Source organism: Roseovarius sp. YIN77, from assembly GCF_057219155.1.
This window is the reverse complement of the sequence record NZ_JBXVVI010000009.1, coordinates 99,063-109,044: the sequence shown is the minus strand read 5'-3', so window position 1 is coordinate 109,044 and position 9,982 is coordinate 99,063. Positions and strand designations below refer to the sequence as shown.

Here is a 9,982-nt window from a genome sequence, read left to right as displayed (position 1 = left end):
GTTTTCTGACGCAATCAGCTCAATCTCATCACGCTGGCGACCCAGCTCATCAGTGATCGCAGCAAACAAATCAGGGTCACGAGACGACAAACTCTCAGTGAAAAATCCAGAATCAGACATGGGGGCGGGCTCCGTCAGAGGTTAAGTTTGGCGATTTCGTATCGGAAACCGACCCGGCAGGGAAGGTAATAATGCGACAAATTACAAAGTTAGACCGTCATGGGTGGCATGACCCGCCAACTTGTGCTTCGATTGGAAAGAAAGTTATCTTTGGAAACCGGTATCATCCCATGCCAAGCAGAATCGCATTTGTCGCCAGTAGTGACTCTCTTGCCGCAGAGGCGCTCGCTATTTTGGCCGGTAAGTTTGGACAACACGCTGAAAGCGACGCCGAAGTGATTGTCGCCCTGGGTGGTGATGGTTTCATGTTGCACACATTGCATTCCACGCAACACCTGAACACCCCGGTGTATGGGATGAACCGGGGAACGGTCGGATTTTTGATGAATGTGTATTCCGATGAGGACTTGTTGGATCGCTTAAACGCCGCAGAAGAGGCTGTCATCAATCCCCTGCGCATGCACGCCACCAGAAAAGATGGCAGCACACATGAAGCGTTGGCCATCAATGAGGTGTCCATTCTTCGTGCAGGCCCGCAAGCCGCAAAGTTGAAAATCTATGTCGATGGCAAGCTGCGGATGGATGAACTGGTATGTGACGGTGCCTTGTTGTCCACACCTGCAGGATCAACGGCCTATAATTACTCTGCCCACGGTCCAATTTTGCCCATCGGATCAGATGTGCTCGCCCTGACGGCGATGGCCGCGTTTCGCCCTCGACGTTGGCGCGGTGCGCTTTTGCCAAAGTCTGCGCATGTGACGTTTGAAGTTCAAAATCCGGACAAACGGCCGGTAATGGCCGATGCTGACAGTCGCTCTGTCAGAGATGTGGTGCGTGTCGACATCCACAGTGAACCAAATATCCAACATCGCATCCTTTTCGACCCGGGTCACGGGCTGGAAGAACGATTGATCCGCGAACAGTTCGTTTAAACAAAGCTTCAGCGATTTGCGCCGGGCACCCATAAAACGTCTGCAGCACCTTGATCATTGGCCACGCGGGCCGCAACAAAGAACCAATCGCTCAATCGATTAAGGTATTTGACTGCGGCGGGGTTGATAGTTTCTTCGCTGGCCAATTCAACGGCCAATCGTTCAGCACGACGTGATACGGTTCTGCAGATATGCAAATGGGCCGCCAAGGGGGAACCACCGGGCAAAACGAAACTGCGCAGAGGAGTAAGATTTGAATTCATTGCGTCGATCTCTGCCTCAAGCCGTTCAACCTGTGACGATGCAACCCGCAACGGCGGATACTCAGCCTCTGCATCTTTTTCCAGATCAGGGTTGCACAGATCGGCGCCAAGATCGAACAGGTCATTTTGAATGCGCGCAAGGGCCGCGTCCACGTCGCCATCGGCATGTAGACGGGCCATGCCTACCGTCGCGTTGGTTTCGTCCACGGTGCCATAGGCACTGACACGCGCGGACTGTTTGGCCACGCGGTTGCCATTGCCCAATGCCGTTTGACCCGAATCTCCGGTCCGCGTGTAAATCTTGTTCAGCACCACCATCAGCGAATTCCCCCTGTGACCAAAATAAAGAGCAGTATCAGCGCTACGGCAATCGCCTGCGCAATAATCCGGTAACGCATCAGCCGATTGGCGTGTTTGCGGTTAAACTCCCCTCCTTTGGCAAATCCCCCAATTCCGATCATCAAGATGACCAGTACGGCAAGGACGGCAAAGACAGCGATTAGCAGCAGCGGATTACTCAGCATTTTTGGGCCTCTCTATACGATTCAAGGATGTAAGCAATTCCGTCACGAAATGCGATGGTGAATTATGACCCACACATGGTTTGGTGCGCGACATTTGAAGCATTCACAATTTCTTGAAAATGATCAGTTTCGCAAAGCCAAGCTCCAAAACCTAACCTATGGTCAACCGAACACTCGCCAAATCACAAAGGAACGCCCATGGCACTTCGCATAAATGACACCGCCCCGGACTTCACCGCTGAAACGACCGAAGGGCAAATCAACTTTCATGACTGGATCGGTGATGGATGGGCTGTGATGTTTTCACATCCGAAAGATTTTACACCTGTCTGCACGACAGAGCTTGGCTATATGGCTGGAATTCAAGCCGAATTTACCAAACGCAACTGCAAGATTATCGGTGTCAGCGTTGATCCGGTTGAGGCGCACCACAAATGGAAAGGTGATATAGCGTCTGCCACGGGGAATGCGGTCGAATACCCGATGATTGGCGATCCTGAACTGAAAGTCTCCCAGCTTTATGAAATGTTGGGGGCTGGAGCCGGAAACAGCTTTGAAGGTCGCACCGCAATGGACAATCAGACTGTCCGCACCGTCTTTCTGATCGGTCCTGACAAAAAGATCAAAATGCAGTTGTCCTATCCCATGACCACAGGCCGGAACTTTGATGAGATTTTGCGGGTGATCGATTCCGTTCAACTGACCTTCAACCACAAGGTCGCCACCCCTGCCGGTTGGCAGCAAGGCGGTGACGTGATTGTCGTGCCTGCCGTATCTGATGACGATGCCCGCGCACAACACGGATCATTCGATGCCAAATTGCCGTATCTGCGTGTGGTAAAGCAGCCGTCGTAAACCAAAGGCCTGGCTCCGAATCCCTGTTCGGGCCGGGCATTACGCTTTGTACAATATCCTGTCCAACGCCCTTGTGGTCAGCAGGCGACGCAGCGCCCCCATGATATGGGTTGGGGTTGTTACATAATATCGGGGCTTGGGGCGCGGATGTTCCAAGGCATGGATGATTTTCTTGGTCACCGCTGATGCGGGCAGCTCAAACGGATCTTTTTCCGTCTTTTCGTCGTACAAACGCGGGATCAGCGATGTTTCGTACACATGGCGTTGGGCCGAGTTTTCCCAATCGATCCATTTTTCAAAATGCGGTTGCGCGTTTACGCGAATACGCGCGGTGATTGGCCCAGGTTCCAATGTGATCACCTTGATCGGGCTGTTTTTCAGTTCGATCCGAAGCGTATCCGTCAGCCCCTCCAGCGCAAATTTGGTTGAGTTATAGGCCCCGCGAAACCGTAGTGTCACCAACCCAAGAACCGAAGAGCAGTTGATGATCCGCCCATGCCCCTGTGCCCGCATCACCGGCAACACCTGTCGGGTCAGGTCATGATATCCAAAGACGTTGGTTTCATAAATTTCCCGCAGCGCGTCGCGAGGTAGATCTTCAATCGCGCCCGGGCAAGCATAAGCACCGTTGTTATAGAGCGCGTCCAATGTCCCACCCGTGCGGGACAAACATTCGGCAACGGCGGCCTTGATTGATGCTTCATCTGCATAGTCCAGTCGAAAACTTTCCAACCCTTCAGCACGCAGCCGTTCGCAATCACCTTCCTTCCGACACGTGGCAAACACCCGCCAACCGTGGGCCTGTAATCCATGTGCGGCGTCATACCCGATACCTGACGAACACCCGGTTATTAATATGGATCTCTGCGTCATCCGCCTGCCTGTTCTTTTTATGCCCCGGCAAAGCCCTACCCCAACCGAACAAGTCAGACAATCGTATCACACACACAGTAACGCGAGGTCATTATTCATCGTGCACTCACGGTGCGTCGGTAGAACCAAGCTGAATCAGTTCGACAGATTGTTGCGCGACACTGGTGGAAAAGATGACAGTTCCAACATTCTGAGAGGCAGGGGCGATTTCCGCTACATTTTCCTGTTCTGCTTCAACGAATACCGTTTCGATGTCGAACGCACTTTCCTGTGACATTGTGCTGATGCGATCCTCATCTGTTGCCAAAACCACCGCAACAAAGCCCGCAACCAATATTAGTACCAACTTGATCATGATCAAATCCTCTGTTCTTCGGGCATATGTAGACCCACGAATTTCCGATTAAACGGGGAATGATCAGGCATTGGTTCCCGCATTTCCCGTTTACCTGCGCGAACCGGGGCGGTACACATCATCTATGACTGATTTGACCGACGACCCCAATATCGACCCTGTTCCCGGCGAAATCGCGGAACCCTTGCGCCGCGCAATCGGTGAACGATACTTGACCTATGCGCTGTCTACGATCATGCACCGGGCCTTGCCTGATGCGCGCGACGGGTTGAAACCGGTCCATCGGCGCATTCTTTTTGCCATGCGAGAATTGAAACTCAGTTCAACCGGGGGCTTCCGCAAGTCAGCAAAAATCTCCGGCGATGTGATGGGCAACTACCACCCCCATGGCGACGCCGCCATCTATGACGCGATGGCACGACTGGCCCAGGATTTTGCCGTGCGCTATCCGCTGGTTGATGGCCAGGGGAACTTTGGCAATATCGACGGTGATAACCCCGCCGCCAGCCGCTACACAGAGGCCCGCATGACCCCAGCGGCAGAGGCGCTGCTGGATGGGCTTTCCGAGAACGCCGTCGATTTTCGCGAAAACTATGACGGCACCTTGACGGAGCCCGAAGTTCTACCTGCCTCTTTTCCAAACCTTTTGGCCAATGGGTCATCGGGCATTGCGGTGGGCATGGCCACCAATATCCCCCCCCATAATATTGCCGAACTTTGTGATGCCTGCCTGCATCTGATCAAAACCCCCGACGCACGCGATGAGACGCTAATGAACTACGTCCCCGGTCCGGATTTCCCGACCGGAGGGGTGATTGTCGAACCACACGATTCAATACTAGAGACCTACAAAACTGGCCGCGGCGCAATCCGGTTGCGGTCACGATGGGAGACAGAGGATTTGGGCCGTGGACAATGGCAGATTGTGGTCACCGAGATTCCCTATCAGGTACAGAAGTCTAAACTGATCGAAAAACTGGCTGAACTGATCCAGACCAAGAAAATTCCGATCCTTGCCGATGTGCGCGACGAATCTGCCGATGACATTCGCATCATTCTGGAACCCAAGTCCAAAAACGTGGACCCAGATGTTCTGATGAATACGCTGTTCCGCCAATCCGATCTGGAAACCCGGTTTTCAATGAACATGAACGTCCTGATCGACGGGCGCACCCCCAAAGTCTGTTCGCTAAAAGAAATTTTGCGCGCCTTTCTGGATCACCGGCGCGAGGTGTTGGTGCGGCGTTCCCAACACCGACTGGACAAGATCGACCATCGGTTGGAAGTGCTGGAAGGTTATATCGTTGCCTTTCTTAACTTGGACCGTGTTATCGAGATCATCCGATATGAAGACGAGCCCAAGGCCATGCTGATGGCTGAATTTGAACTCTCCGATGTTCAAGCCGAGGCAATCTTAAACATGCGTCTGCGCAGTTTGCGCAAGTTGGAAGAGCTAGAACTGAAGCGCGAACACGAGGCTTTGTTGTTGGAGCGCGAGGGCATCGTGGATCTTCTGGACAGTGAAACCCTGCAATGGGAACGTATCGCCGATCAGATCCGCGATACCAAAAAGAAATTCGGTAAGGATTACGAGGGCGGTGCCCGCCGCACCACCTTTACCGAAGCCATCGAATTTGAGGAAATTCCGGTCGAGGCGATGATCGAACGTGAACCTATCACCGTTGTATGCTCGCAAATGGGCTGGATCCGGGCCATGTCGGGCCATATCGATCTGGACCGGGAGCTCAAGTTCAAAGACGGTGACGGGCCGCGCTATATTTTTCACGCGGAAACCACAGATAAACTCTTGGTGTTCGGGTCCAATGGGCGGTTTTACACGCTTGCAGCGGCCAACCTACCCGGCGGCCGCGGCATGGGCGAACCGTTACGTCTGATGGTTGATCTGCCCAACGAGGCCGAAATCGTTGCGCTGTTCATTCATCACCCGGATCGCAAATTGCTCGTGTCTTCAACCGCAGGTGATGGGTTTGTCGTTCCAGAAGCAGACGTCGTCGCCCAGACACGCGCCGGAAAACAGGTTCTGAATGTCAAAGAAGATGTTCGTGCACTGGTCTGCAAGCCGGTCACGGGTTCACATGTGGCCTGTGTGGGTGAGAACCGCAAAGTTCTGATCTTTGCCCTGGATGAGCTTCCTGAAATGGGGCGCGGCAAGGGTGTTAGACTGCAAAAATACAAGGATGGCGGTCTATCAGACGCCACAACCTTTGTTCTGGAGGCTGGTCTCAGTTGGCTGGACCCCGCAGGCCGGACGCGCACCGAGACTGTTCTAGACGAATGGATCGGAAAACGCGCCAGTGCTGGGCGCATGGCCCCACGCGGTTTCCCGCGGGACAATCGATTTACCAGTTAGCCTGCGCGCAAGATCCCGCCAACTGATCAGAAAAATCGGCATTCATTTGCTCTAATCGTTGAATTGTGGCGCTGCCCTTTGCAAAGGCCACAATATTGCCCCTAAGCCATCATCTGCGCGCCCGGATCGTCCAACACCATTCAGAGTCTGGGACCACGTCCCTGAAGTATGAGCAGGCTTGGGGTGAACCATGGCGAAGAAAACATTTCGGTTTGACGGCATCCATAAACCACTGGTGCCACTCTTGTTGGCAGCAGCATTGATACTCCCGTCCAACGGGGCAGATGCCGCGCGCAAACTGCACAACCCGCATATGGTCGTGCGCGCCGCAACCAAGGCGCCGCAGGGCTTTCAAGGCATTTGCAACCGGTACCAATGGGCCTGCGCGGCAGAGCAGCAGTCATCAATGTCTGATACTGATGTCATGCGCCTTGCACGGCAGGTAAACTCCCAAGTCAACCGTCGCGTTCGCAGTATTTCGGATACCCGCCAATATCGACGCGAAGAGGTCTGGGCCCTGCCCACCCGTCGCGGTGGAGATTGCGAAGATTTCGCCCTGCTGAAGAAACGTGAACTGATCACCGCTGGCGTCGCTCCAAACAGATTGCTGATCGCCACGGCGCTGGATCGGCGTCGCAATGGTCATGCAGTTCTAATCCTACGCACGGCAGAAGGTGATATGGTTCTTGACAACCTGACCAACCGGATCCGGCATTGGGGAGATACAGGGTATACTTTCCTCAAACTGCAAAACCCCGATAGCCCGGATAGCTGGGACGCGATTTTGGCGGGCGGTTTGTTTGGGTAACTAATTCGACAAATACGAAATAAAAAAGCCGGGCAAACGCCCGGCTTTAGTAAATTCACAGAGACAAACTTCAATCTCCATCAGGGTCGGATTGTTCGCCTTCTTCGGATCGACCCGGACCGGAACCCGCTTCGCATTTCTTACCATTACAGCCTTTTGGGCCACCGCCGCCATTACCGCCGCCATTACCGCCGCCATTACCGCCGCCATTACCGCCGCCATTACCGCCGCCATTACCGCCGCCATTACCGCCGCCATTACCGCCGCCATTACCGCCGCCGTTGCCGCCGCCATTACCGCCGCCGTTGCCGCCGCCATCGCCGCCGCCATCGCCGCCGCCATCGCCGCCGCCATCGCCGCCGCCATTACCGCCGCCATCGCCGCCGCCATTACCACCGCCATTGCGTGATGTTGTTGCCGTCGGCACCTCTGTCAATGCCAACGCAACTTGTGGGCAGTTTTCAGTTGCATAAAGCAACAACTCTTCATACCCGACCTCACCGCGAATTTGGCTTGCCTGAGCGGGCGTCAAATCCTCGTAGTCACAAATGTTTTGCAGATCGTTCTCGGACACCGCATCCGCGGTCCAATCAAAAGACCCGCCAATTGCGACGCCATACATGCCGAATATCAAACCGATTGCCGAAGTCCCGCGTACCGCGTGACGAAAAATTTTTGATTTAAACATAGTGAAACTCCCAGCCACAATACAGACTTATCCGAAGGTAATTTTAGTCACAGATTACGAATAATGTCAATTTCGTGGCGGGATTAAGGGGAAAATGACAATATTTTTGTCATAAATGTGGCGAAGTTGGTGAGATTGTCGACGGATTGGAAATAGGGGCACGCAATTGACATGGATCGCAGTCGAATTTCGGCACACTGCAGAGTTTAAACTAACCACAAAGTATCAGCAGAGATTCGGCCCAAAAGGGGCAGCTATGCCCGGCGTTCGCCGATTTGACCCAAATCCAGAACTTTCAGGACTTTTGCCTCAATATCCTGTGCGTTCATCGCTGCGATATCATACATCTGGGATGGATTGGCCTGGTCAACGAAAATGTCGGGCAACACCATGGAGCGGAATTTCAGCCCATGATCGAGCAACCCTTCGTCCGACATGAACTGTGCGACATGACTGCCAAACCCGCCTACGGCACCCTCTTCGATGGTGATCACAGCTTCGTGATGGGCGGCAAGGTCTCGAACAAGCTCTTGATCGAGCGGTTTGGCAAATCTGGCATCTGCAATCGTCGGATTGATTCCTCGCGCTGACAGAGATTCGGCTGCCTTTTTCACTTCTTCCAAGCGCGTACCAAAGGACAGGATCGCAACTCGGGATCCTTCGCTGATGATCCGGCCTTTACCGATTTCCAAAAGCTCACCACGCGCGGGCAAATCAACCCCCACGCCTTCCCCTCGGGGATACCGGAAAGCAATGGGCCCATCGTTGTGCGCCGCGGCGGTCGCCACCATATGCATCAACTCGGCCTCGTCGGCCGCCGCCATCACGACAAATCCTGGCAGGTTGGCGAGAAAGGCGATGTCGTAGCTACCCGCATGAGTGGCGCCATCTGCCCCGACCAACCCGGCACGATCAATCGCAAAGCGCACGGGTAGACGCTGGATGGCCACATCGTGAACAACCTGATCATATCCCCGTTGCAGGAAAGTCGAATACATCGCGCAAAATGGTTTCATCCCGCCCGCGGCAAGGGCGGCGGAGAATGTCACACCGTGCTGTTCGGCGATTGCCACGTCGAAACAGCGACTTGGATATCGTTCGGAAAACAGATTAAGACCGGTCCCATCAGGCATCGCCGCCGTCACCGCACATATCTTGTCGTCCGCCTCAGCCTCTGCCAACAACGCCTTGGAAAACACCGATGTATAGCTGGGGGCGTTCGAAGGTGCCTTCTTTTGCTCGCCCGTTATCACGTCAAACTTCGCCGTAGCGTGCCCCTTGTCGCGCGCACGTTCTGCCGGGCCGTAGCCTTTTCCTTTTTTCGTTGTCACGTGGATCAGCATCGGGCCGGTGGCGCGTTCTTTGACAGTTCGAAGAAGGGGAAGAAGCTGATCCAGATCGTGACCGTCGACTGGCCCGACATAGGAAAACCCCATCTCCTCAAACAACGTTCCGCCAATCGCCATGCCTTTCAGCATTTCCTTGGCGCGACGCGCGCCCTCTTGAAAGGGTTCGGGCAATAGGCTGACCGCACCTTTGGCGGCTGTTTTCAGGTCCTGAAACGGCGCTTCGGAATAGAGCCTGGACAGGTAATTCGACATTGCCCCAACCGGTGGCGCGATCGACATTTCATTGTCGTTGAGAATGACAAAAAGCCTTTTTTTCAAATGGCCTGCATTGTTCATTGCCTCATAGGCCATGCCCGCAGAAATCGCCCCATCACCGATTACGGCAATGCAATCCCCAATACCATGATCCGTTGCACCACCCAGGTCACGGGCAACGGCAAATCCCAAGGCGGCGGAAATTGACGTCGAGCTATGCGCGGCACCAAAGGGATCATACGGGCTTTCAGAACGTTTGGTGAAGCCGGAAAGGCCACCCTTTTGCCGAAGCGTGCGAATGCGATCCCGGCGCCCGGTCAGAATTTTGTGCGGGTAACACTGATGGCTCACATCCCAAATGATCCGATCCTTGGGCGCGTCAAACACTGCGTGCAGCGCAACGGTAAGTTCCACCACCCCCAAGCCAGCACCCAAATGGCCACCGGTTTCAGATACGGCGCTGATTGTCTCTGCACGTAGTTCCCCCGCCAGTGCGTGCAGTTCTGCGTCCGACAAAGTTTTCATATCGGCAGGAACGTTCACGCGATCCAGAGTCGGCGTATGTGGTCGGTCACTCATTGCTGGCCTT

The 9,982-nt window shown here is 54.3% G+C and carries 10 protein-coding genes; 4 read left to right on the top strand and 6 right to left on the bottom strand.

The window, feature by feature from the left end; translation table 11 throughout:
* Window positions 1–290: 290 nt before the first annotated feature.
* The gene (locus AC2D8P_RS10095; protein ID WP_484702451.1) at window positions 291–1,052 is read left to right on the top strand and encodes an NAD kinase; all 762 of its coding nucleotides are present in this window, start codon (window positions 291–293) and stop codon (window positions 1,050–1,052) included.
* Window positions 1,053–1,060: 8 nt separating this feature from the next.
* Here AC2D8P_RS10095 and AC2D8P_RS10090 read toward each other — a convergent pair whose 3' ends face one another.
* Together AC2D8P_RS10090 and AC2D8P_RS10085 are read right to left on the bottom strand one after the other, a co-directional pair.
* Window positions 1,061–1,633 (bottom strand): cob(I)yrinic acid a,c-diamide adenosyltransferase, encoded by a 573-nt coding sequence (locus tag AC2D8P_RS10090; protein WP_484702449.1) that lies wholly within the window; start codon window positions 1,631–1,633, stop codon window positions 1,061–1,063.
* Window positions 1,633–1,839, bottom strand: a complete 207-nt coding sequence (locus AC2D8P_RS10085; RefSeq protein WP_484702447.1) for a twin transmembrane helix small protein — start codon at window positions 1,837–1,839, stop codon at window positions 1,633–1,635. Before AC2D8P_RS10085 ends, AC2D8P_RS10090 begins: the two co-directional genes overlap by 1 nt.
* A 198-nt stretch (window positions 1,840–2,037) precedes the next feature.
* Here AC2D8P_RS10085 and AC2D8P_RS10080 point away from each other — a divergent pair, with 198 nt between their 5' ends.
* Window positions 2,038–2,694: a peroxiredoxin gene (locus AC2D8P_RS10080; protein WP_484702446.1), complete on the top strand. Its 657-nt coding sequence runs from the start codon at window positions 2,038–2,040 to the stop codon at window positions 2,692–2,694.
* A 39-nt stretch (window positions 2,695–2,733) separates the two neighbouring features.
* Here the strand turns inward: AC2D8P_RS10080 and AC2D8P_RS10075 are convergent, their stop codons facing one another.
* Both AC2D8P_RS10075 and AC2D8P_RS10070 read right to left on the bottom strand, forming a co-directional pair.
* Complete coding sequence (locus tag AC2D8P_RS10075) at window positions 2,734–3,567, bottom strand: SDR family NAD(P)-dependent oxidoreductase (protein WP_484702445.1); 834 nt, start codon at window positions 3,565–3,567, stop codon at window positions 2,734–2,736.
* 106 nt (window positions 3,568–3,673) lie between these two features.
* Window positions 3,674–3,922 carry a hypothetical protein gene (locus AC2D8P_RS10070; RefSeq protein ID WP_484702442.1) on the bottom strand — a complete coding sequence of 83 codons (249 nt, stop codon included), beginning with the start codon at window positions 3,920–3,922 and terminating at the stop codon, window positions 3,674–3,676.
* A 124-nt stretch (window positions 3,923–4,046) separates the two neighbouring features.
* Here AC2D8P_RS10070 and parC point away from each other — a divergent pair, with 124 nt between their 5' ends.
* Window positions 4,047–6,293, top strand: coding sequence for a DNA topoisomerase IV subunit A (gene parC / locus AC2D8P_RS10065; RefSeq protein ID WP_484702441.1), 2,247 nt, complete (start codon window positions 4,047–4,049; stop codon window positions 6,291–6,293).
* Between the two features lie 190 nt (window positions 6,294–6,483).
* Window positions 6,484–7,101, top strand: a complete 618-nt coding sequence (locus AC2D8P_RS10060) for a transglutaminase-like cysteine peptidase (RefSeq protein WP_484702439.1) — start codon at window positions 6,484–6,486, stop codon at window positions 7,099–7,101.
* 70 nt (window positions 7,102–7,171) lie between these two features.
* Here AC2D8P_RS10060 and AC2D8P_RS10055 read toward each other — a convergent pair whose 3' ends face one another.
* Together AC2D8P_RS10055 and dxs are read right to left on the bottom strand one after the other, a co-directional pair.
* The gene (locus tag AC2D8P_RS10055) at window positions 7,172–7,789 is read right to left on the bottom strand and encodes a hypothetical protein (RefSeq protein ID WP_484702436.1); all 618 of its coding nucleotides are present in this window, start codon (window positions 7,787–7,789) and stop codon (window positions 7,172–7,174) included.
* Between the two features lie 254 nt (window positions 7,790–8,043).
* Complete coding sequence (gene dxs / locus AC2D8P_RS10050) at window positions 8,044–9,972, bottom strand: 1-deoxy-D-xylulose-5-phosphate synthase (protein ID WP_484702434.1); 1,929 nt, start codon at window positions 9,970–9,972, stop codon at window positions 8,044–8,046.
* Window positions 9,973–9,982: the final 10 nt, after the last annotated feature.

Coding starts and splice junctions, on each gene's coding strand:
- AC2D8P_RS10095 (WP_484702451.1), top strand. CDS start 291: ATGCCAAGCAGAATCGCATTTGTCGCCAGTAGTGACTCTCTTGCCGCA.
- AC2D8P_RS10090 (WP_484702449.1), bottom strand. CDS start 1,633: ATGGTGGTGCTGAACAAGATTTACACGCGGACCGGAGATTCGGGTCAA.
- AC2D8P_RS10085 (WP_484702447.1), bottom strand. CDS start 1,839: ATGCTGAGTAATCCGCTGCTGCTAATCGCTGTCTTTGCCGTCCTTGCC.
- AC2D8P_RS10080 (WP_484702446.1), top strand. CDS start 2,038: ATGGCACTTCGCATAAATGACACCGCCCCGGACTTCACCGCTGAAACG.
- AC2D8P_RS10075 (WP_484702445.1), bottom strand. CDS start 3,567: ATGACGCAGAGATCCATATTAATAACCGGGTGTTCGTCAGGTATCGGG.
- AC2D8P_RS10070 (WP_484702442.1), bottom strand. CDS start 3,922: ATGATCAAGTTGGTACTAATATTGGTTGCGGGCTTTGTTGCGGTGGTT.
- parC (WP_484702441.1), top strand. CDS start 4,047: ATGACTGATTTGACCGACGACCCCAATATCGACCCTGTTCCCGGCGAA.
- AC2D8P_RS10060 (WP_484702439.1), top strand. CDS start 6,484: ATGGCGAAGAAAACATTTCGGTTTGACGGCATCCATAAACCACTGGTG.
- AC2D8P_RS10055 (WP_484702436.1), bottom strand. CDS start 7,789: ATGTTTAAATCAAAAATTTTTCGTCACGCGGTACGCGGGACTTCGGCA.
- dxs (WP_484702434.1), bottom strand. CDS start 9,972: ATGAGTGACCGACCACATACGCCGACTCTGGATCGCGTGAACGTTCCT.